This window comes from Pseudoxanthomonas suwonensis J47, assembly GCF_000513955.1.
In the GTDB taxonomy this organism is placed as follows: domain Bacteria; phylum Pseudomonadota; class Gammaproteobacteria; order Xanthomonadales; family Xanthomonadaceae; genus Pseudoxanthomonas; species Pseudoxanthomonas suwonensis_C.
In genome coordinates, this window is record NZ_KI911328.1 from 234,261 (window position 1) to 255,571 (window position 21,311).

Here is a 21,311-nt window from a genome sequence, read left to right on the forward strand (position 1 = left end):
CTTCGTTACTCCGCGTGCGGCTTGCCGGCCGCCGGCTTGTTGGAGGGGTGCTTGGGAGTCGTGCCGTTGCCGGGCTTCGGCGCGGGCTTGCCCTTGTTGGCGGGCGCGTACTTGTTCGGGGCCAGGCCCAGCGCGGCCCAGTCCGGGACCAGGCGCGCCCTGTCGATGTTGTCCGCGGCGACCGGGAACTCGGCGCCGTCGAGCTCGAACACCACGGTGCCGGCCTCGACGCGCAGGATCCGGCCCTGCAGGCGGCGACGGCCTTCCTGCGGCAGCTTCAGCGCCACCTTGGCCTGTTCGCCGGCGAAGCGGGCGAACTGCGCGGCACTGAACAGCGGCCGGTCCAGGCCCGGCGACGACACCTCGAGGGTGTAGTTGCCCGGAATCGGGTCGGCCACGTCCAGCTGCGCGGAAACCTCGCGGCTGACCGCCTCGCAGTCCTCGATGGTCACGATGCGCGATTCCTCGCCGGCCGGGACGTCGATGTACAGGCGCAGCGTGGCACCGCCCGGCGCGGGCAGGTATTCGATGCCGAGCAGTTCCAGGCCCAGCGACTCGACGGTCGGGCCCAGCAGCTCGGCGATTTCGCTGTGCTTCTCGCTCATTGCGGCGGGTACTCGAAAGCAGGAAACGGGAAGACGGGAATTCCGGACCCCGGAAACGACAAAGGGCCCGTTCGGGCCCCGTGTCCGACGGGTCGCCCTCCCGGGCTTCCCGTCCAATGATGCTGGAATCGGCGCAACGGCGGGAACATGCGCCGTTGCTGGCCCAGGCTTTGCGGTTGCGGATACCCCGGCGGAACCGGGACATCCGAACCACGAAACGTGGTAGCGGGGGCAGGATTTGAACCTGCGACCTTCGGGTTATGAGCCCGACGAGCTGCCAGACTGCTCCACCCCGCAGCAGAGGCGGAATTATGGCGATCGGCGCGGATCTTTGCAAGCCCTCGATGCAAATCCCGCTGAACGATACGCAGCGTATACCGCTGCGGCGGGAAAGCACGGAGCCGTGATACGACGGGTGCGCTGCCCCGGGCCGTTGCCCGGTGCCGCGACCCTGCCCGGACCGACCACGCCCGGAAAAAAAGAAGCCCCCGGCTTGCGGGGGCTTCCTCGCGACTGGCGACCGGCGCGGCCTTACATGAAGGCCTGCTGGCACCACTCGAGCAGGCGGTTCAGGCCCAGCGGCAGGACCAGCAGGGCCAGCGAGTTGACGCCCAGCACGATGCCCAGCACGCGGTCGTTGTGGGCCGGTAGCGGGCCGCCGACCGGCTCGTCGAAGTACATGACCTTGATCACGCGCAGGTAGTAGAACGCGCCGATCACCGCGCAGACCACGCCCAGCAGGGCCAGCCACAGCATCCCGCCCTGCACCGCGGCGGCCAGCACCGCCAGCTTGGTCCAGAAGCCCAGGAACGGCGGCACGCCGGCCAGCGAGGCCATGATGCACAGCACCAGGCCGGCCATCCACGGATTGCGCGCGTTCAGGCCCTTGAAGTCGTCGATGTTCTCCGCCTCGAAGCCCTGGCGCGACAGCGCGATGATCGCGCCGAAGGCCGCGGTCGACATCAGCGAGTAGGCGATGGCGTAGAACAGCGCCGCCGCGTAGCCGCGCTCGTCGCCGCCGGCCAGGCCCATCAGCAGGAAGCCGATGTGCGAGACGGTCGAGTACGCCAGCATGCGCTTGATGTTGGCCTGGGCAATCGCCATCAGGTTGCCGATCACCAGCGACACCGCGGCCAGGCCGGCCAGCAGCCACTTCCACTCCTCGGCCAGCGGGCCCACGCCCACTTCCAGCAGGCGCCAGGCCATGCCGAACGCGGCCAGCTTGGGCGCGGAGCTGACGAACAGCGCGATCGGCGCGGTGGCGCCCTGGTACACGTCCGGCAGCCACATGTGGAACGGCGCGGCGCCAAGCTTGAAGGCCACGCCGGCGATCATGAACACCGTGCCGGTCAGCAGCAGGGTGCGCTCGTTCGTGGTGGCGATGGCGGCGTTGATGCCGTCCAGCTGCAGGGTGCCGGTGGCGCCGTAGACCAGCGACATGCCGTACAGCAGCAGGCCCGAGGCCAGCGAGCCGAGCACGATGTACTTGATCGCCGCCTCGGTGGCGCGGCCGTTGTCGCGGTCCAGCGCGACCAGCGCGTACGAGCTCAGCGCCAGCAGTTCCAGGCCCAGGTAGACCATGACCAGGCTGCCGGCCGAGACCAGCATCATCATGCCGGAGGTGGCGAACAGCACCAGCACCGGCACCTCGCCCTGGAACAGGTTGCGCTCGCGCAGGTAGCTCCAGCCGTAGACCAGGGTCAGGCCGCTCATCAGCACGATCGCCATCTTCATGACGTCGGCGGCGGCGTCGCGGACGAACATGCCGTTCATCACCGTGCCCTGCCCGCCCGTGCCGGTGGCCAGCATCGCCAGCACCACCGCCAGCAGCAGCACCGACAGGAAGTGGGTGAATACCTTGTGCCGGGCGGAGATGAAGAGATCGACGATCAGCAGGGCGAAGGCGCCACCGATCAGCACCAGCTCCGGCAGCAGCGGCAGCAGTTCGGCGGCGGACGGCATCGCGAGGGACGTGGTCATCTTCGGTAGATCCTTACAGCTTGCTGGTGGCGATCTGGGTCGCCAGTTGCGCGATCGACGGTTCCATCAGGTCGGTCAGCGGCTTGGGCCAGACGCCGAGCAGCAGGACGCCGGCGGCGAACACGCCCAGCACCAGCGCTTCGCGCCCGTTGATGTCCTTCATCTCGGCGACGTGGGCGTTGCCGACCTCGCCGAAGAAGATGCGCTTGTAGAGCCACAGCGTGTAGGCCGCGGTGATCACCAGGGTGGTCGCCGCCAGCGCCGCGATCACCGGGTGCTTCTGGAAGCTGGCCAGGATGACCATGAACTCGCCGACGAAGCCGCTGGTACCCGGCAGGCCCGAGTTGGCCATGAAGAACAGCATCGCGAACGCGGCGAACCACGGCATCACGTTGGCCACGCCGCCGTAGTCGGAGATGCGGCGGGTGTGCATGCGGTCGTACAGCACGCCGATGCAGGAGAACATCGCGCCGGAGACGAAACCGTGCGAGACCATCTGCACCATGGCGCCCTGCAGGCCCAGGCGCGCGGCGTCGATCGAGCCGAAGTCGCGGACCAGGGTGAACACGATGAACGTGCCGAGGGTGACGAAGCCCATGTGCGCGACCGAGGAGTACGCGACCAGCTTCTTCATGTCGTCCTGGACCAGGGCGACCAGGCCGACGTAGATCACCGCGATCAGCGACAGCACGATCACCAGCCACGCCCACTCCTGGCCGGCGTCCGGGGTGATCGGCAGGTTGAAGCGCAGGAAGCCGTAGCCGCCGATCTTCAGCGCGATCGCCGCCAGGATCACCGAACCGGCGGTCGGCGCCTCGACGTGCGCGTCCGGCAGCCAGGTGTGCACCGGGAACATCGGAACCTTGACCGCGAAGGCCACCAGGAAGGCGAAGAAGATCCAGGTCTGTTCCTTCGCGGTCAGCGGCAGCGCGTACAGGTCGGCCAGCTGGAAGCTGCCGCCCTTCAGGTACAGGTAGACCAGCGCCACCAGCATCAGCACCGAGCCGAGGAAGGTGTACAGGAAGAACTTCATCGCGGCATAGATGCGCCGCGGGCCGCCCCAGACGCCGATGATCAGGAACATCGGGATCAGCATGGCCTCGAAGAACACGTAGAACAGGATCGCGTCGGTGGCGGCGAAGATGCCGACCGTCACGCCCTGCAGGATCAGGAACGAGGCCACGTACTGGTGCACGCGCTTGTTGACCACGCCCCAGGCGCCGGCCAGGGCCAGCACGCCGACCAGGGTGGTCAGCAGGATCAGCGCGATGGCGATGCCGTCCACGCCCAGGTTGTAGTGGATGCCCCAGGCCGGGATCCAGGCGTGCTGCTCGACGAACTGCATGCCGGGGTTGGAGTAGTCGAACCCGGTCAGCAGGCGCAGGCTCCACAGGAAGGTGGCCACGGCCACCGCCATCGAAAGCCAGCGCGCCGCCGCTGCCCGGGCGCTGCCCAGGGCGAGGATCAGCGCGCCGCCGATTACCGGCAGCCAGATCAGGACACTCAGCAGGTGCGTGTTTGCCACGTCTCGTTCTTCCGTACGGTCAGCGCCAGAACCGGATGAGGACGGCCAGAAGTGCAATCAGGCCGATGATCATCGCGAAGGCGTAGTGGTAGATGTAACCGGATTGCGTGCGCCGCAGCAGGGCCGCGCCCAGGTCGACCAGGCGGGCGCTGCCGTTGACGACCACGCCGTCGATCAGGTTGGTGTCGATCCAGCGCGAGATGCGGCCGAGGATCACGCCACCGCCGGCGAAGCCCTTGATCCACAGGTGGTCGAAGCCGAACTTCTCCTCCAGCACGCGCACCACCGGACGGAAGGTGCGGCGGGCAGAGGCGGCCAGCGCGGGCTTCCACAGGTAGAGGGCGGCCGCCAGCAGGAAGCCCGCCACGGTCAGGATGAACGCCGGCATGGTCATGCCGTGCAGCGCGTACTTGACCGGGCCGCGCCAGAACTCGGCGCCGACCTGGGCGATGGTGTCGCGCGCCGGATCGGCGAAGTCGATCGCGCCGGTGAAGAAGGTGACCAGTTGGCCCGGGACGTAGGCCTCCAGGTGGTGGCCCTTCCAGTCGGTGCCGAACAGCATCGGGCCGGCGGTGAAGAAGCCGATCAGCACCGACGGGATCGCCAGCAGGACCAGCGGCACGGTCACCACCCACGGCGACTCGTGCGGCTCGTGGGCGCCATGGTGGCCATGGTCGTCGCCGTGCGCGTAGTCGTCGTGCGCGTCGTGGCCATGGCCGTGGCCGGCATGGGCGTCGCGGAAGCGCTCCTTGCCGTGGAAGGTCATGAACAGCAGGCGGAAGCTGTAGAAGCTGGTCACGATCACGCCGCCGAGCACCGCCCAGTACGCGTAGGTCGCGATCCAGTGGTGGCTGTGGTGGGCGTTGTGCGCGGCCGCCTCGATGATGGTGTCCTTCGAGTAGAAACCCGAGAAGAACGGGGTGCCGACCAGGGCCAGGGTGCCGATCACGCTGGTCCAGTAGGTGACCGGCATGTACTTGCGCAGGCCGCCCATCTTGCGCATGTCCTGCTCGTGGTGCATGCCGATGATGACCGAGCCGGCGGCCAGGAACAGCAGCGCCTTGAAGAAGGCGTGGGTCATCAGGTGGTAGACCGCGCCGGAGTAGGCCGACACGCCCAGCGCCACGGTCATGTAGCCCAGCTGCGACAGGGTCGAGTACGCGACCACGCGCTTGATGTCGTTCTGGACGATGCCGATCAGGCCCATGAAGAACGCGGTGGTGGCGCCGATGAACAGCACGAAGTTCAGCGCGGTCTCCGACAGCTCGAACAGCGGCGACATGCGCGCGACCATGAAGATGCCGGCGGTCACCATCGTCGCGGCGTGGATCAGCGCCGAGATCGGGGTCGGGCCTTCCATCGAGTCCGGCAGCCACACGTGCAGCGGCACCTGCGCCGACTTGCCCATCGCGCCGATGAACAGGCAGATGCAGATGATGGTGGCGATCTGCCAGGAATGGCCGGCGAAGATCTGCACTTCCTGGCCCTGCAGCAGCGGGGCGTTGGCGAACACGGTGGCGTAGTCGAGGGTGCCGAACCACAGCAGCACGCCGGCGATGCCCAGCAGGAAACCGAAGTCGCCCACGCGGTTGACCAGGAACGCCTTCATGTTGGCGAACACCGCGCTCGGCCGCTTGAACCAGAAGCCGATCAGCAGGTACGAGACCAGGCCCACCGCTTCCCAGCCGAAGAACAGCTGCAGGAAGTTGTTGCTCATGACCAGCATGAGCATCGAGAAGGTGAACAGCGAGATGTAGCTGAAGAAGCGCTGGTAGCCCGGGTCCTCGGCCATGTAGCCGATGGTGTAGACGTGCACCAGCAGCGAGACGAAGGTGACGACCACCATCATCATCGCGGTCAGGCGGTCGACCATGAAGCCGACATGCGCCGCGTAGTTGCCCACCTCGAAGAAGGTGTAGACGTTCTGGTTGAACGGCGAGGCGCCGCCGGCAACCAGCTGGTACAGCACGTTGATCGACAGCGCGCAGCTGACCGCCACGCCGAGGATGGTGGCGTACTGCGCGCCCTTGCGGCCGACCTGGCGCCCGAACAGACCCGCGATGATGCTGCCCAGCAGGGGTGCCAGGACGATCAGCAGCAGGTGGGTTTTGGAGATGATCATGGTTGCCGTCTAGTTCCAGTTCGTGCCGTGGAGCCGGCGGTTCCCCCGCCGGCCGCGCATGCCGCCACTTCCAAGTTGCTCCCGGCCGGGCCGGGTTGGCATCGCCGCGGCCGGGCCGGTGGCGGTGCCGATCGATTGTCGCGGCGCCGTCGCCGGCGCCTCTCTTCGCCGCCCTGCCCCCCGTGCCGGCCCTGGAGACCGGCGTCGGGTTGGCGGGGCGCGCCCGCGGGCATCAGCCCTTGAGCGAATCCACCTCGCCGACGTTGATCGTGCCGCGGCTGCGGAACAGCGCGACCAGGATCGCCAGGCCGATGGCAGCCTCCGCGGCCGCCACCGTCAGGATGAAGAACACGAAGATCTGGCCGGCCGCATCGCCCAGCTCGCGCGAGAACGCGATGAAGTTGATGTTGACCGACAGCAGCATCAGTTCGATCGACATCAGCAGGACGATGACGTTCTTCCGGTTGAGGAAGATGCCGGCCATGCTGATGCAGAACAGCACCGCGCCGAGCGCGAGCAGGTGACCGAGGGTAATCATGCCTGGCCCTCCCCTTCGGCCTGGGCAGCGGGCGCCGGCTTCTCCGCCGGCATGCTCACCATCCGCAGGCGGTCGGCGGCCTTGACCCGCGACTGCTCGGCGGCGTTCTGGGTCTTGATGCCGGTGCGCTTGCGCAGGGTCAGCATCACCGCCGCGATCACCGCCACGGTCAGGATCACCGCGGCGAACTCGAACGGCAGGATGAAGCCGGTGAACAGGTGCTCGGCCAGCCACTTCGTGTTCGACACGTCGGCCGCGGCGGCGGCGGCGTTGTCCGGGAACGGGGCGGCGGTGCGGCCCTTGACCCCGATCAGCACCAGGATCTGCACCAGCATCGCCACCGCGACCACCACGCCGACGGGCAGGAACTTCACCCAGCCCTCGCGCAGCGCGGCGACGTCGATGTCCAGCATCATCACCACGAACAGGAACAGCACCATCACCGCGCCCACGTACACCAGGACCAGGGCCACGCCGAGGAACTCGGCGCCGACCAGCAGCCAGGTGCAGGCCACGGAGAAGAAGGTCAGGATCAGGCACAGCACGGCGTTGACCGGGTTGCGCACGCTGATCACTGCGCCGGCCGAGGCGACGGCCACGGCGGCGAAGGCATAGAAGGCGATCTTGATCCAGTCCATCTCGGCCTCAGCGGTAGGCGGCGTCGGCGGCGCGGCGCTCGGCGATCTCCGCCTCGAGGCGGTCGCCGATGGCCAGCAGTTGCGGCTTGGTGACGATGTTCTCGCCGCGCTTCTCGAAGTGGTACTCCAGCACGTGCGTCTCCACGATCGAATCCACCGGGCAGCTTTCCTCGCAGAAGCCGCAGTAGATGCACTTGAACAGGTCGATGTCGTAGCGCGTGGTGCGGCGGGTGCCGTCCTCGCGACGCGTCGAGTCGATGGTGATAGCCAGCGCCGGGCACACGGCCTCGCACAGCTTGCAGGCGATGCAGCGCTCCTCGCCGTTCGGGTAGCGGCGCAGCGCGTGCAGGCCGCGGAAGCGCGGCGACTGCGGGAACTTCTCCATCGGGTACATCAGCGTGTACTTCGGACGGAACAGGTACCGCAGGGTCAGCCCCAGGCCCTGGGCCAGCTCCAGCAGCATCAGGCTCTTGAAGTAGTGGACGACTTTGTTCATCGGATCAGGCGCCCTTCTCGAACACGCCAAAGAACACCAGCAGCGCCGTCACCGCGATCCAGAAGATCGTGAGCGGGATGAAGACCTTCCAGCCCAGGCGCATGATCTGGTCGTAGCGGTAGCGCGGGAAGCTGGCGCGGAACCAGATATACGCGCTGGCGAAGAAGAACACCTTCGCGAGCAGCCACGGCCAGCCGCCCTTCCAGATCCAGTCGACCCACGGCGAGACGTCCGCCGTGACCCAGCCCTGGATCGGGCTCAGCCAGCCGCCGAGGAAGAAGATCGAGATCAGGAAGCTGACCAGGATCATGTTGGCGTACTCGGCCAGGAAGAACAGCGCGAACGCCGAGCCGGAGTACTCGACCATGTGGCCGGCCACGATCTCCGATTCGCCTTCCACCACGTCGAACGGCGCGCGGTTGGTCTCGGCCACGCCGGACACCCAGTACACGACGAACAGCGGCAGCAGCGGCAGCCAGAACCACTCGAAGAAGCCGGCGTTGCCCGCCTGCGCCATGACGATGTCGGTCAGGTTCAGGCTGCCGGCGGCGATCAGCACGCCGACCAGGGCGAAGCCCATCGCGATCTCGTAGCTGACCACCTGCGCGGCCGACCGCATCGCGCCCAGGAACGCGTACTTCGAGTTCGACGCCCAGCCGGCGATGATGATGCCGTACACGCCCAGCGAGGTCATCGCCAGCAGGTACAGCAGGCCGGCGTTGGCGTTGGACAGCACCAGCTGGTAGTCGAACGGCACCACCGCCCAGGCGGCGAAGGCCGGCGCCAGCACGATCAGCGGCGCCAGGATGTACATCACCTTGTGCGCGTTGGCCGGGCGGATGACTTCCTTGAACAGCAGCTTGAAGACGTCCGCGAACGCCTGGAAGATGCCCATGCCCACGTACATCGGCCCGTGGCGCACGTGCATCCAGCCGATGAGCTTGCGCTCCCAGACCACGTAGAAGGCGACCGAGACGATCACCGGCACGGCGATCAGCAGGATCTTGAGCACGATCCACAGCGCCGGGCCCAGTTCGCCCAGCCCGTAGAACCATTCGCGCAGCGGGCCAATTGCTTGAATCAGCAGTTCGTTCATGCAGCCACCACCTCGACCCGGCCCGCGCCCAGCGGCGCGGTGGCGCCGTGGCCCCCCTCGATCCATGCGACGCCCGCGGCCACGCGCGCGTCAGCCACCAGCGGCAGGGTCGCGGTGCCGGCGGCACCCTTGACCTTGGCCACCCCACCCTCGCCCAGCGCCGCGGCGTCGGCCGGGTTCAGCACGATCCGCGCCTCGACGTTCAGCGGGTGCGCCTGCAGCGCGGCGGCGCGGCGGACCACCGCGTCGGTGCGGTAGATCGCCGGCACCAGCGCCAGCTCCAGGCCGCCCTGGCCCGGTTCGCCGGCCTTGCCGGCCTTAAGCTCGACCTTGCGGCCGCCTTCCAGCTGCGCGCGCGCGCCGGCCAGGTCGGTGAACTCGAAGCCCGGCAGGCCCAGTTCGCCGCCCAGCGCACGCAGCACGCGCCAGCCCTCGCGGGCCTGGCCCGGCAGCTTGCCGCCGGCGTGCGCCCGCTGCTCGATACCGTCCAGATTGGTCAGCGTCGCGTCGATTTCCGGCAGCGCGCCGATCGGCAGGATCACGTCGGCGACCGCGCGGGTCGACTCGCAGGCGAAGTGGCTGAACGCCACGACCTGGGCGGCGTTGAGCGCCTTGAGCGCGGCGGCAGTGTCGGCGAAATCCAGGCCCGGCTCGATGCCGTACAGCACGTAGGCGCTGCGCGGCTCGGCGAACATGCCGGCCACGTCGCGCGCGGACGGCAGCACGCCGGCGCGGGCCAGGCCGACCGCGTTCGCACCCTGCGGGATGCGGCACAGCGCGGCGCCGGTGGCGGCGGCGAAATCGCGCGCGGCGGCGCGGATCGCGGCGGCCTGCGGATGGTTCTCGGCGATCGCGCCGACGACCACCGCAGCGCGGGTCGCGCCCTTCACAGCCTCGCGCAGGGCGGCGTCGCCCAGCGCCTCGGCGAAGCGCGACGGCGGCACGATCTGCTTGCCGGCCACGGCGAAGGTGAAGTCGAAGTCGACCGGGTTGACCACGTGGATGCGGGCGTTGCGCTTGACCTGCGCCTGGCGCAGGCGCGCGTGCAGCAGCGGCAGCTCGTGGCGCAGGTTGGTGCCGACCAGCACGACCACGTCGGCCTGGCCGACCTCGGCCAGCGGCATGGCGAACGGCTCGGCCACGGCCGCGTCGGAGAAGTCGCGGCTGTTGATGCGGTGGTCGATGTTGCCGGTGCCCAGCTCGGCGGCCAGGGTGGCCAGCAGGCCGCCCTCCTCGTTCGAGGTGGCCGGGTGCGCGAGCACGCCCAGCGCATCGCCCCGGTTCGCGCCCAGGATCCCGGCGGCAGCGGCCAGGCCCTCGGCCCAGCTCACTTCCTTCCACTGCCCGTCCACCTTGCGCAGCGGCACGGTGGCGCGGTCGGCGGCGTAGAGGCCCTGGTGCGAGTAGCGGTCGCGGTCCGACAGCCAGCACTCGTTCACCGCCTCGTTGTCGCGCGGCACGGTGCGCAGCACTTCGCCGCGGCGCACGTGCAGGAACAGGTTCGAGCCCATGGCGTCGTGGTAGCCCAGCGACTCCCTGGCCATCAGCTCCCACGGGCGGGCGCGGAACTGGAAGACCTTGTTGGTCAGCGCGCCCACCGGGCACACGTCGATGACGTTGCCGGACAGCTCGGTGGTCAGCGGCTTGCCGTCGTAGGTGCCGATCTGCAGGTTCTCGCCGCGGTACATGCCGCCCAGCTCGTAGGTGCCCGCGATCTCGCCGGTGAAGCGGATGCAGCGGGTGCACTGGATGCAGCGGGTCATCTCGGTGGCGACCAGCGGACCGATGTCCTCGTCCGGCACCACGCGCTTGCGTTCCTGGTAGCGGCTGACCGAGCGGCCGTAGCCCAGCGACAGGTCCTGCAGCTCGCACTCGCCGCCCTGGTCGCAGACCGGGCAGTCGAGCGGATGGTTGATCAGCAGGAACTCCATGACGTTCCGCTGCGCCTTCAGGGCCTTCTCGTTGCGGGTGAAGACCTTCAGGCCATCCATCACCGGGGTGGCGCAGGCCGGCGACGGCTTCGGCGCCGAGCGGCCGCCCACTTCGGTGTCGACCAGGCACATGCGGCAGTTCGCCGCCACGGCCAGCTTGTCGTGGTAGCAGAAGCGCGGGATCGGGATGCCGGCCTTGTCGGCGGCCTGGATGATCATCGAGCCCTTGGGCGCGGCCAGCTCGACCCCGTCGATGAAGATGGTGACGTGGTCCGGCGGCAGGTTCGGGTTGACGGGCTGCGCACTCACGCGGCCACCTCCAGGTTGGAGCGCACCACCGTGCCGTCGCGCTCGTCGTCGACGAGGAAGCGCTTGTTCACGATCGCGTATTCGAATTCATGCCAGAAGTGGCGCAGGAAACCCTGCACCGGCCACGCGGCGGCTTCGCCGAAGGCGCAGATGGTGTGGCCTTCGATCTGGCCGGCGGCGGCCTTCAGGGTATGCAGGTCTTCCATCGTGGCCTTGTGCTCGGCCACGCGGGTCAGCATGCGGTACATCCAGCCGGTGCCCTCGCGGCACGGCGTGCACTGGCCGCAGCTTTCCTTGAAGTAGAAGCGGGCGATGCGCTGGCAGGCGCGGACCATGCAGGTGGTGTGGTCCATCACCACGACCGCGCCCGAACCCAGGCCGGAACCGGCCTTCTGGATCGCGTCGTAGTCCATGGTCAGGCCCATCATCACCTCGCCCGGCAGCACCGGCATCGAGGAGCCGCCCGGGATCACCGCCTTGATGCGGTTGCCGTTGCGGATGCCGCCGGCCATTTCCAGCAGCTCGGCGAACGGGGTGCCCAGGCGGATCTCGTAGTTGCCCGGGCGCGCGACGTGGCCGGAGACCGAGAAGATCTTGCAGCCGCCGTTGTTCGGCTTGCCCAGGTTCATGAACCACTCGGGGCCGTTGCGCACGATCGCCGGCACCGAGGCGTAGGTCTCGGTGTTGTTGATCGTGGTCGGCTTGCCGTACAGGCCGAAATTGGCCGGGAACGGCGGCTTGAAGCGCGGCTGGCCCTTCTTGCCTTCCAGCGACTCCATCAGCGCGGTTTCCTCGCCGCAGATGTAGGCGCCGGCGCCGAGGGCGTTGTAGATGTCGATGTCCACGCCCGAGCCGAGGATGTCCTTGCCCAGCCAGCCGTGCGCGTAGGCCTCGGCCAGGGCTTCCTCGAGGTGCTCGAAGGGCTCGTGGTGGAACTCGCCGCGCAGGTAGTTGTAGCCCACGGTCGAACCGGTGGCGTAGCAGGCGATGGCCATGCCCTCGATCACCGCATGCGGGTTGTAGCGCAGGATGTCGCGGTCCTTGGCGGTGCCCGGTTCGGATTCGTCCGAGTTGCAGAGGATGTACTTCTGCATGTCGCCCTTGGGCATGAAGCTCCACTTCAGCCCGGTCGGGAAGCCCGCGCCGCCGCGGCCACGCAGGCCGGACTGCTTGACCATCTCGATGATGTCGGCCGGCGGGATCTTCTCGGTGAGGATCCTGCGCAGCGCCTGGTAGCCGCCGGTCTTGAGGTAGTTCTCGTACGACCAGGGCTTGTCGAAGTGCAGGGTCGTGTAGACGGCCTGGTGCTCCTTCGGAGCCGGGCCGACCGGACCGTAGCCTTCGGAAACCTTCGGGTGGTGTGCCATCTGCGCCGCCCTCACTTCAATCCGTCGAGCAGCTCGTCCACCTTCTCGGGGGTGAGCTTCTCGTGGTAATGGCCGTTGATCACGACCACCGGGGCGCCGCAGCACGCGGCCACGCATTCTTCCTCGCGCTTGAGGTAGACGCGGCCGTCGGCGGTCGATTCGCCCAGCTTGCAGCCCAGCTTCTTCTCGGCGTGCTCGACCAGGTCCTGCGCGCCGTTGAGCCAGCAGCTGATGTTGGTGCAGAACGCAACGTTGTTGCGGCCCACCGGCTGGGTCTCGAACATCGAGTAGAAGGTGGCGACCTCGTAGGCCCACACCGGCGGGATGTCCAGGTATTTGGCCACCGCGGCGATCAGCTCGTCGCTGAGCCAGCCACCGTTCTGTTCCTGGGCCGCGTGCAGGCCCTGCAGCACCGCCGAACGCTTGCGGTCCGGCGGGAACTTGGTCAGCCAGTGGTCGATGTGCGCGCGGGTCGCGTCGCTCAGCACGACCATCGGGTCGACGTTGCGCGCGTTCTCGAAATTACCGGTGGCCTTCATCGATCCACCTCACCAAACACAAGATCATAGGTACCGATCATGGCCACGACGTCGGCCAGCATGTGGCCGCGCACGATCTCGTCCATCGAGGACAGGTGCGCGAAGCCGGGGGCGCGCAGGTGCACGCGGAACGGCTTGTTGGCGCCGTCGGAGACCAGGTAGCAGCCGAACTCGCCCTTGGGCGCCTCGACCGCGGCGTAGGTCTCGCCGGCCGGCACGCAGTAGCCTTCGGAGAACAGCTTGAAGTGGTGGATCAGGGCTTCCATGTCGTCCTTCATCTCCTCGCGCCTGGGAGGGGCGACCTTGAAGTTCCTGACCATCACCGGGCCCGGGTTGGCCTTCAGCCACTTCACGCACTGCTCGATGATGCGGTTGGACTGGCGCATCTCGGCGACGCGCACCAGGTAGCGGTCGTAGCAGTCGCCGTTGACGCCCACCGGGATGTCGAAGTCGACTTCGGCGTACTTGGCGTACGGCTGCTTCTTGCGCAGGTCCCAGGCGAGGCCCGAGCCGCGGACCATCGGGCCGGTCATGCCCCAGGCCATCGCCTGCTCCGGGGTGACCACGCCGATGCCGACGGTGCGCTGCTTCCAGATGCGGTTGTCGGTCAGCAGCGTCTCGTACTCGTCGACGCGCTTGGGGAACTCGCGGGTGAAGTGCTCGATGTAGTCCAGGAGCGAGCCCTCGCGCGCCTCGTTGAAGCGCTTGAGCTTGGCGCCCTTGTGCCAGGGCGACTCCTTGTACTTCGGCATGTGGTCCGGCAGGTCGCGGTAGACGCCGCCCGGGCGGTAGTACGCCGCGTGCATGCGCGCGCCGCTGACCGCCTCGTAGACGTCCATCAGCTCCTCGCGCTCGCGGAACGCGTACAGGAACACCGCCATCGCGCCGAGGTCCAGCGCGTTGGAACCGACCCACATCAGGTGGTTCAGGATGCGGGTGATCTCGTCGAACATCGTGCGGATGTACTGCGCGCGCTCCGGCGCCTCGATCCCCAGCAGGGTCTCGATCGCGCGCACGTAGGCGTGCTCGTTGCACATCATCGACACGTAGTCGAGGCGGTCCATGTAGCCGATCGACTGGTTGAACGGCTTGGACTCGGCCAGCTTCTCGGTACCGCGGTGGAGCAGGCCCACGTGCGGGTCGGCGCGGACGATGGTCTCGCCGTCCATTTCCAGGATCAGGCGCAGCACGCCATGCGCGGCCGGGTGCTGCGGGCCGAAGTTCATGGTGTAGTTGCGGATCTCCTGCCGGCTGGCCGGAGCGCCGGCGCCCTGGCCGGCCTGGATGCTGCTATCGGACATCTGTGCGCTCACTTGGCGGCCTCCCGCTGCGCGGCCTCGCCGGCGGCGGTCTCGTAGCGGGCGTCGTGGCGGATCACGCGCGGCACGTTGACGCGCGGCTCGACCGAGGTCACCGGCTCGTACACGACGCGCTTGCGCTCCTCGTCGTAACGCACCTCGACGTTGCCGATCAGCGGGAAGTCCTTGCGGAACGGGTGGCCGACGAAACCGTAGTCGGTCAGGATCCGGCGCAGGTCCGGATGGCCTTCGAAGACGATGCCGTACAGGTCGAACGCCTCGCGCTCGAACCAGTTGGCGCCCGCCCAGATGCCGGTCACCGACGGCACCACCGGCAGCACGTCGTCGGGGGCGAAGCAGCGCACGCGCAGGCGGCGGTTGCCCGAGTACGACAGCAGGTGCAGCACGGCGGCGAAGCGGCGCTCCGGCGCGACGATCGGCTCGATGCGGTCGCGGCCCTGCTGGCTGGGCTTCTCGCCCCAGCCGAAGCGGCCGGTGCCCTTGCCTTCGACGCCGCGGCTGAAGCCGCTGGAGGACACGTCCTCGGTGTCCCACTCGTCGCTGCCGTAGCCGAGGTAGTCGATGCCGCTCACCGCGGTGAGCTGCTCGAAGCCGAGCTCGTCGCGCAGCGCCTGGCAGGTCGCCAGCAGGTCGGAGGCGGCGACCTCGAGGGTGGTCTCGCCACGGGGCTCGACCACGGTCACCGTCGCGGCCGGGAAACGGTCGCGCAGTCGTTGGGCGAAGGAAGCAGCTGGCTCGGCCATGGGGCTTGGCGTGGTTCCGGAAAGAGGGGGTTCAGCGGTCGATCTTGTTGGTCCTGGCCACGGTCTGCGTGCGCCAGATCTTCTTCTGCAGCTGCAGGATGCCGTAGACCAGGGCCTCGGCCGTCGGCGGGCAGCCCGGCACGTAGACGTCGACCGGGACGATGCGGTCGCAGCCGCGCACCACCGAGTACGAGTAGTGGTAGTAGCCGCCGCCGTTGGCGCAGCTGCCCATGGAGATGACCCACTTCGGGTCGGGCATCTGGTCGTAGACCTTGCGCAGCGCCGGGGCCATCTTGTTGACCAGGGTGCCGGCCACGATCATCACGTCGGACTGGCGCGGCGACGGGCGGAACACCACGCCGTAGCGGTCCAGGTCCAGGCGCGCGGCGCCGGCGTGCATCATCTCGACCGCGCAGCAGGCCAGGCCGAAGGTCATCGGCCACATCGAGCCGGTGCGGGCCCAGTTGACCAGGGCGTCGACGCTGGTGGTGACGTAGCCCTTCTCCAGCAGCGGGTTCTCGCCTTCGGGACGAAGGATGTCGTCCACCCGCCCTTCCGGGATCGGGTTGGTCATCAGGCGATCGATGGTTTGGATCACTCCCATTCGAGCGCTCCCTTCTTCCAGACGTAGACGAAACCGAGGAACAGCATCCCGACGAACAGGCCCATGGTGACCAGTGCGCGGGCGCCCAGGTCCTGGAACACCAGGGTCCACGGCACGATGAAGATGATTTCCAGGTCGAAGACGATGAACTGGATGGCGATGAGGTAGTAGCGCACGTCGAACTTCATGCGCGCGTCCTCGAACGCCTCGAAGCCGCACTCGTAGGGCGACAGCTTACGCAGGTCGGGGCGACGTGGCCCCAGCAGGTTGCCGATGACGATCAGCGCGACGCCGATGCCGGTGGCCACGATCAGGAACAACAGGGTCGGCAGGTATTGGGCCAGCACTCGTGGTTCTCTCTTGCCTCTGCCCGTGACCGGGCCTGGGTCGGTTTCCGCGTTGGTCGCGGAGCGCCTGTAGCGTCCTCGCCGCCAAGCCGCCCCGGGCGACCGGCGATGCCGCGGACGTGGCGCCAGTGCCGGTGTCCGCTGCGATTGTGCACAGCAGCGGAATTGTAGCGGTTGCGCGGTTCGGGAGTAAACGCTTGCACGCTTGCCGCAACGCCGCATTTCCAAGAAAAAAGCCCGCTTCACGCGGGCTTTCGTCCTGGCGGCCCGGCCGTGCCGGCCCGGCCCGCCTGGCGCCCCGGTTTCCCGGTCCGCCGGCTGTATGGTGCCCAAGAGGGGACTCGAACCCCTACGACTCTCGTCGCTACCACCTCAAGGTAGTGCGTCTACCAATTCCGCCACCTGGGCTTGAAACTCGTGCGCCGCGGTGCGGCGGCGCGCATTGTACTGCTTACTGCGCCGGCGGAGCAGCCTCTTCCGCAGATTCCTGCGCCGGAGCCGGCACCGGGGCGTCGGCGGCCGGCGCCACGGCGGGCACCTCGGCCGACGGGGCCGGCGGCAGGGCCGGCAGTTCGCCCGGGGCGGCGGCCGGCGCGGGCGCCGGGGCGGCGACCTCGCCCATCACGCCCAGGCTCTGCTCGGCGACCGGGCGGGCGCTGTGGGTGGCGTACCAGGCCATGAACAGGCTGATGCCGAAGAACACCACGGCGAGCCACTTGGTGCTCTTGGACAGGAAGTTGGACGCGCCGCGCGCGCCGAACACCGTGCCCGAGGCGCCGGCACCGAAACCGGAGCCCGCGGCCGCGCCGGCGCCGCGCTGCAGCAGGATCAGCGCGATCATCGCGATCGCCACCAGCACGTACACCACGTTGAGGATCAGCATCAGCATCTGTGTCTTCTCGACTTGCGATTACGCCCCGGAAGCCGGCGAGGCCGCCCGGGCGATGGCCAGGAAGTCCGCGGCCACCAGCGAGGCGCCACCGATCAGCCCGCCATCCACGTCCGGCTGCGCGAACAGGGCGCCGGCGTTGTCGGGCTTCACGCTGCCGCCGTAAAGGATGGGCAGGGAATCGGCGATTCTAGCATCGTGGCGGCCGATATGGCGACGGATGAAGGCATGGACCGCCTGGGCCTGCTCCGGGGTGGCGGTACGGCCGGTGCCGATCGCCCAGACCGGCTCGTAGGCCACGACGGCCTTCTCGAACCCGGCCACGCCCACCAGTTCCAGGACCGGATCCAGCTGCGAGGCGATCACGTCCTCGGCCCGGCCGGCGTCGCGCTCCTCCAGGCTCTCGCCCACGCACAGGATCGGCTGCAGCCCCGCGTTGAGGGCGGCCAGGACCTTGCGAGCAACCAGCGCACTGTCCTCGTGGTGGTACTGGCGGCGCTCGGAGTGGCCGCACAGGCCGTAGCGCGCGCCGACGTCGACCAGCATCGCCGCCGAGACCTCGCCGGTGTAGGCGCCCTTCTCGTTGTGGCTGACGTCCTGGGCGCCGAAGGCCAGGTCGCGGCCCTCGAAGTCCTCGATCAGGTCGCCCAGGTAGGGCAGCGGCGGCAGCACCACGACCTCCACGCCCGGCACCGGGACGTGGTCGGCGATCCCGGCCACCAGCGAGGTGGCGAAATCACGGGTGCCATGGAGCTTCCAGTTGCCCGCCACGATCCTACGACGCATTGCCGATCTCTCCCCTGCATAACTGGTATAGCGCTACAGGATACCGCGTCGCCCTGGCTTTCCGCTGCCCCACAAGCAGGAAGGGGAGCAGGCATCGCGCTCCCCTGCCCTCGCTTACTTCAGCTTGATCTCGCGCAGGCGTTCCTCGAGGTAGCCCTGGGCGGTGATCGGCTCCGGATAGCGGCTCGGGTTGTCCGGGGTGATGCACGACGGCAGCACGTCGATCAGGAAGTCCGGGTTCGGGTGCAGGAAGAACGGCACCGAGTAGCGCGGCTGGCGCGCCAGCTCGCCCGGGGGATTGACCACGCGGTGGATGGTCGACGGGTACACGTGGTTGGTCAGGCGCTGCAGCATGTCGCCGATGTTAACCACGATGGTGTCCTCGTCGGCGGTGAACGGCACCCACTCGCCTTCGTGCGACCGCACTTCCAGACCGGCGGCGCTGGCGCCGACCAGCAGGGTGATCAGGTTGATGTCGCCGTGCGCGCCGGCGCGAACGTTGGGGATGTCGTCGGCGGTGATCGGCGGGTAGTGGATCGGGCGCAGGATCGAGTTGCCGAAGTTGGTCTTGTCGGCGAAGTAGTTCTCCGGCAGGCCGATGTGCAGGGCCAGCGCCGCCAGCACGCGCGAACCGAGCGCGTCGAGCTTCTGGTACAGGCCGTAACCGTACTCGCGGAACTCCGGCACTTCCTCCGGCCACAGGTTCGGCGGCATCACGTCGCGGTACTTCGAGTCCTCCGGGATCTCGCGGCCGATGTGCCAGAACTCCTTCAGGTCGAAGTGCTTCGAATCCTTGGCGGTTTCCACGCCGAACGGGGTGTAGCCGCGCGCGCCGCCGCCGCCGGGCACGTGGTATTTCTTCTTCGTTTCCTCCGGCAGGGCGAAGAAGCGCTTGAACGCGTCGTAGGCCTTGTCGATGTAGTCCTGCGGGATGCCGTGGTTGCGGATGCCCGCGAAACCCCATTCGCGGTAGGCCGCGCCGAGGTCGGCGACGAAACCTTCGCGGTCGGTCTCGAAGCGGGTGATGTCGAGGGTGGGAATGCGTGCTGCCATGTGGTTCTGCTCCGGGTATTTCGGCTTGCGTGGCGGGCGGCGTGGTTCCCGCCACGCCGTGCGCCGGTGTTCTTCTTCGGATCGGCTCAGGCGGCGGCCTGGCGCACCGCGCCGGCGAGGCGCTCGAGTGTGTCGTTCATGAGCGCGGCGTCGTCGGCCTCGACCGTGACCCGCACCACCGGCTCGGTGCCGGACGGGCGCAGGAACGCGCGCCCCCGGCCCTGCACCGCCGCCTGCGCGCCCTGCAGCGCGGTGCGCACGCTTTCGGCATCGACCACGGCCTTGGCCGAGGCACCGTCGAGGCGCACGTTGATGGTCTTCTGCGGCAGCATCGCCAGGCCCTGCACGGCCTCGCGCAGGCCCTGGCCGGAACGGCGCAGTGCGTCCAGCACCTGCAGCGCGCTGACGATGGCGTCGCCGGTGGTGGCGCGGTCCAGGCACAGCAGGTGGCCGGAGGCCTCGCCGCCGAGCACGCCACCGCCCTCGACCAGGGCCTGGTGCACGTAGCGGTCGCCGACCCTGGCGCGCTGGAACGGGATGCCGGCCTCGGCCAGCGCCTTCTCCAGGCCGTAGTTGGTCATCAGCGTGCCGACCACCGGCCCGCGCAGGCGGCCGCTGGCCTGCCAGTCGCGGGCCAGCACGTAGAGCAGGCCGTCGCCGTCGACCGGCGTACCCTGCGCGTCGACCATCAGCACGCGGTCGCCGTCGCCGTCGAAAGCGATGCCCAGGTCGGCGCCGACCTCGCGGACCTTGGCGGCGAGGTTGTCGATGTGCATCGAGCCGACGCCGGCGTTGATGTTGAGCCCGTCCGGCGCGGCGCCGATGGCGACCACCTCGGCGCCCAGCTCGCGGAACAGCAGCGGGGCGATGTGGTAGTTGGCGCCGTGCGCGCAGTCCAGGACCAGCTTCATGCCGCGCAGGTCGAAGCCGCGTGGCACGGTGTACTTGCAGAATTCGATGTAGCGGCCGACCGCGTCGCGGGCGCGCACGGCCTTGCCCAGCTGGCCGGACTCGACCGTGGCGAACTCGCCCTCCAGCGCTTCTTCGATCGCCAGCTCGGTGGCGTCGTCGAGCTTCTCGCCTTCGGCGGAGAAGAACTTGATGCCGTTGTCGTAGTGCGGGTTGTGCGAGGCGCTGATCACGATGCCGGCGTCCGCGCCCAGGGTGCGGGTCAGGAACGCCACCGCCGGGGTCGGCATCGGCCCCAGCAGCTGCACGTCGGTGCCGGCGGCGACCAGGCCCGCTTCCAGCGCGGCCTCGAACATGTAGCCGGAGATGCGGGTGTCCTTGCCGATCACCACCGAGCGCCGGCCCGGCTTCTGTGCGGCCAGGACCCGGCCCAGGGCATTGCCCAGCCGCAGCACGAAGTCGGCCGAGATCGGGCCCTGCCCGACCCGGCCGCGGATGCCGTCGGTGCCGAACCAGCGCCGGGCTACGGTCATGCCGCCTCCACCGCGTCGCCGTCCTTCGCCGGCGGCTGGCGCATCATCATCGCCAGCAGGTCGGCCAGGCGGTCGCGCAGCTGGCGGCGGTCGCAGATCTGGTCGATGGCGCCGTGCTCGAGCAGGAACTCCGAGCGCTGGAAGCCTTCCGGCAGCTTCTCGCGCACGGTCTGCTCGATCACGCGCGGGCCGGCGAAGCCGATCAGCGCCTCCGGCTCGGCGATGTTGAGGTCGCCCAGCATCGCGAAGGAGGCCGAGACGCCGCCGGTGGTCGGATGGGTCAGCACCGAGATGTACGGCAGCCCGGCCGCGCGCAGCCGGCCCAGCGCCGCCGAGGTCTTGGCCATCTGCATCAGCGAGAACAGGCTCTCCTGCATGCGCGCGCCGCCGCTGGCGGAGAAGTTCACGAACGGGCAGCCGATCTCCAGCGCGCGCTCGGCGGCCAGGGTGAACTTCTCGCCCACCACCGAGCCCATCGAGCCGCCCATGTAGGCGAAGTCGAAGGAGCTGGCGACCAGCGGGCGGCCCTTCAGCCGGCCTTCCATCGCCACCAGCGCGTCGTACTCGCCGGTGGCCTTCTGGGTGGCCTTGATCCGGTCGGAGTAGCGCTTGGAATCCTTGAAGCGCAGCACGTCGGTCGGCGCCAGGGTGGCGGCGAGCTCGGTGGTGCTGCCCGGGTCGAACAGCGAGGCCAGGCGGGCGCGGGCGCGGATCGCCATGTGGAAGTCGCACTTCGGGCAGACCTCCAGGTTCTCCTCGAGCTCCGGGCGGTACAGGACCGCGCCGCAGCGGTCGCACTTCTCCCACAGGCCCTCGGGGACGCTGCGCTTGCGGTTGGCGGCGTTGTCGGTGCGGATGCCGGAGGGCATCAGTTTGCTGAGCCAGCTCATTCGGGAATGTCGGTTCCGTTCAGGGGCCAGGCGGCCGGAAAAGGTCGACAGTCTAGCTCAGCGCCCCGCCCGCCCGCGCCGCGCCCACTTCT

General features: G+C 68.7%; 20 protein-coding genes and 2 tRNA genes. All 22 read right to left on the minus strand.

Going from position 1 to position 21,311, the window contains the following annotated elements:
* Positions 1-5: 5 nt before the first annotated feature.
* The 22 genes from rimP to accD all read right to left on the minus strand — a co-directional run bounded on the left by rimP (position 6) and on the right by accD (position 21,219).
* Positions 6-605: a ribosome maturation factor RimP gene (gene rimP / locus M503_RS0112420; protein ID WP_028918680.1), complete on the minus strand. Its 600-nt coding sequence runs from the start codon at positions 603-605 to the stop codon at positions 6-8.
* A 220-nt stretch (positions 606-825) separates the two neighbouring features.
* Positions 826-902: transfer RNA gene (locus tag M503_RS0112425), tRNA-Met, on the minus strand.
* Positions 903-1,136: 234 nt separating this feature from the next.
* A complete protein-coding gene (gene nuoN, locus M503_RS0112430; RefSeq protein ID WP_028928276.1) occupies positions 1,137-2,585 on the minus strand; it encodes an NADH-quinone oxidoreductase subunit NuoN in 1,449 nt (482 codons plus the stop codon).
* Positions 2,586-2,598: 13 nt separating this feature from the next.
* Complete coding sequence (locus M503_RS0112435) at positions 2,599-4,110, minus strand: NADH-quinone oxidoreductase subunit M (protein WP_028918678.1); 1,512 nt, start codon at positions 4,108-4,110, stop codon at positions 2,599-2,601.
* Between the two features lie 19 nt (positions 4,111-4,129).
* Positions 4,130-6,232, minus strand: a complete 2,103-nt coding sequence (nuoL, locus tag M503_RS0112440; protein WP_028918677.1) for an NADH-quinone oxidoreductase subunit L — start codon at positions 6,230-6,232, stop codon at positions 4,130-4,132.
* Positions 6,233-6,464: 232 nt separating this feature from the next.
* Positions 6,465-6,770 carry an NADH-quinone oxidoreductase subunit NuoK gene (nuoK, locus tag M503_RS0112445; protein WP_024869120.1) on the minus strand — a complete coding sequence of 102 codons (306 nt, stop codon included), beginning with the start codon at positions 6,768-6,770 and terminating at the stop codon, positions 6,465-6,467.
* The gene (locus M503_RS0112450) at positions 6,767-7,408 is read right to left on the minus strand and encodes an NADH-quinone oxidoreductase subunit J (RefSeq protein WP_024869121.1); all 642 of its coding nucleotides are present in this window, start codon (positions 7,406-7,408) and stop codon (positions 6,767-6,769) included. Before M503_RS0112450 ends, nuoK begins: the two co-directional genes overlap by 4 nt.
* A gap of 7 nt (positions 7,409-7,415) precedes the next feature.
* Positions 7,416-7,904 (minus strand): NADH-quinone oxidoreductase subunit NuoI, encoded by a 489-nt coding sequence (nuoI, locus tag M503_RS0112455; RefSeq protein ID WP_024869122.1) that lies wholly within the window; start codon positions 7,902-7,904, stop codon positions 7,416-7,418.
* 4 nt (positions 7,905-7,908) lie between these two features.
* The gene (gene nuoH, locus M503_RS0112460; RefSeq protein WP_024869123.1) at positions 7,909-9,000 is read right to left on the minus strand and encodes an NADH-quinone oxidoreductase subunit NuoH; all 1,092 of its coding nucleotides are present in this window, start codon (positions 8,998-9,000) and stop codon (positions 7,909-7,911) included.
* Positions 8,997-11,240, minus strand: coding sequence for an NADH-quinone oxidoreductase subunit NuoG (gene nuoG / locus M503_RS0112465; protein ID WP_028928277.1), 2,244 nt, complete (start codon positions 11,238-11,240; stop codon positions 8,997-8,999). The genes nuoH and nuoG overlap by 4 nt, the downstream gene beginning before the upstream one ends.
* Complete coding sequence (gene nuoF / locus M503_RS0112470) at positions 11,237-12,607, minus strand: NADH-quinone oxidoreductase subunit NuoF (RefSeq protein WP_028928278.1); 1,371 nt, start codon at positions 12,605-12,607, stop codon at positions 11,237-11,239. Before nuoF ends, nuoG begins: the two co-directional genes overlap by 4 nt.
* Positions 12,608-12,618: 11 nt before the next feature.
* Entirely contained in the window at positions 12,619-13,146 is a 528-nt protein-coding gene (gene nuoE / locus M503_RS0112475; RefSeq protein ID WP_028918672.1) for an NADH-quinone oxidoreductase subunit NuoE, read from the minus strand.
* On the minus strand, positions 13,143-14,447 hold the full coding sequence (locus M503_RS0112480) for an NADH-quinone oxidoreductase subunit D (protein ID WP_024869127.1): 1,305 nt from the start codon (positions 14,445-14,447) through the stop codon (positions 13,143-13,145). The genes nuoE and M503_RS0112480 overlap by 4 nt, the downstream gene beginning before the upstream one ends.
* Before the next feature lie 8 nt (positions 14,448-14,455).
* Positions 14,456-15,208: an NADH-quinone oxidoreductase subunit C gene (locus M503_RS0112485; RefSeq protein WP_028916031.1), complete on the minus strand. Its 753-nt coding sequence runs from the start codon at positions 15,206-15,208 to the stop codon at positions 14,456-14,458.
* 31 nt (positions 15,209-15,239) lie between these two features.
* Positions 15,240-15,812 carry a NuoB/complex I 20 kDa subunit family protein gene (locus M503_RS0112490; protein WP_028918669.1) on the minus strand — a complete coding sequence of 191 codons (573 nt, stop codon included), beginning with the start codon at positions 15,810-15,812 and terminating at the stop codon, positions 15,240-15,242.
* Complete coding sequence (locus tag M503_RS0112495; protein ID WP_028918668.1) at positions 15,803-16,159, minus strand: NADH-quinone oxidoreductase subunit A; 357 nt, start codon at positions 16,157-16,159, stop codon at positions 15,803-15,805. Before M503_RS0112495 ends, M503_RS0112490 begins: the two co-directional genes overlap by 10 nt.
* A 323-nt stretch (positions 16,160-16,482) precedes the next feature.
* Positions 16,483-16,567, minus strand: a tRNA-Leu gene (locus M503_RS0112500).
* A 43-nt stretch (positions 16,568-16,610) separates the two neighbouring features.
* Positions 16,611-17,048 carry a preprotein translocase subunit SecG gene (secG, locus tag M503_RS0112505; protein WP_028928279.1) on the minus strand — a complete coding sequence of 146 codons (438 nt, stop codon included), beginning with the start codon at positions 17,046-17,048 and terminating at the stop codon, positions 16,611-16,613.
* Between the two features lie 21 nt (positions 17,049-17,069).
* Complete coding sequence (gene tpiA, locus M503_RS0112510) at positions 17,070-17,834, minus strand: triose-phosphate isomerase (RefSeq protein ID WP_024869132.1); 765 nt, start codon at positions 17,832-17,834, stop codon at positions 17,070-17,072.
* 114 nt (positions 17,835-17,948) lie between these two features.
* Positions 17,949-18,887 (minus strand): isopenicillin N synthase family dioxygenase, encoded by a 939-nt coding sequence (locus M503_RS0112515; protein WP_028918666.1) that lies wholly within the window; start codon positions 18,885-18,887, stop codon positions 17,949-17,951.
* A gap of 86 nt (positions 18,888-18,973) precedes the next feature.
* Positions 18,974-20,329 (minus strand): phosphoglucosamine mutase, encoded by a 1,356-nt coding sequence (gene glmM, locus M503_RS0112520; protein ID WP_028928280.1) that lies wholly within the window; start codon positions 20,327-20,329, stop codon positions 18,974-18,976.
* Positions 20,326-21,219 (minus strand): acetyl-CoA carboxylase, carboxyltransferase subunit beta, encoded by an 894-nt coding sequence (accD, locus tag M503_RS0112525; protein ID WP_028918664.1) that lies wholly within the window; start codon positions 21,217-21,219, stop codon positions 20,326-20,328. The genes glmM and accD overlap by 4 nt, the downstream gene beginning before the upstream one ends.
* Positions 21,220-21,311 lie beyond the last annotated feature (92 nt).